Annotated in this window: 1 protein-coding gene; it reads right to left on the bottom strand. The window is 66.5% G+C overall.

What is annotated here, in order from left to right:
- A partial coding sequence (locus C9414_RS20355) for a hypothetical protein (RefSeq protein ID WP_181286209.1) occupies positions 1-517 on the bottom strand: 517 nt, incomplete at both ends.

Raw genomic sequence — 517 nt, forward strand, 5'->3', positions numbered from 1 at the left:
CGCCCAGGTAACGGTCAGTGCCCGGTCCAGTACCGCATGGGCCAGCAGCTCATCCAGTTGCGTGGAACGCCCCGCGGCCTGAGCAGAACACTCGGCAATGCGGAACATCAACGCCATCGCGCTGTTGCTGTCCAGCCACCGCGCGAACCAGGCCTGCTTCAGCAGACCCAGGCTGTGGTCATCGCCGGGTTCAAGCAGCAGCGATCCGTCACTCTGCCGGGAGGCGCACGCCAATCCGGAAAGCACCAGCGCAAGCGCCTCGCTCAGCAGCATGACCTGCAGGGTCTGGCATACAACGTCGTCCTGCGATGGATCGCCCGCTCCGCACTGGGCGAGCTCCAGCAGGTCGGAGAGGCGCTCCAGCTGGATCTGCGCCGATGCCTGCGCACATTGCGGGAACGGCTCGGCGCCGCCCTGCCCGTGCCGCACGCTGGTCGCTACGCGATCTACACAGGCACCGGCAGGCAGGATGATGGAGAGCCGATCCTGCAACTTCGCATGCAGTGCCGGCAACAGC

Source organism: Bacillus sp. Nf3 (genome assembly GCF_003028545.1).
Classification (GTDB): domain Bacteria; phylum Bacillota; class Bacilli; order Bacillales; family Bacillaceae; genus Bacillus; species Bacillus safensis.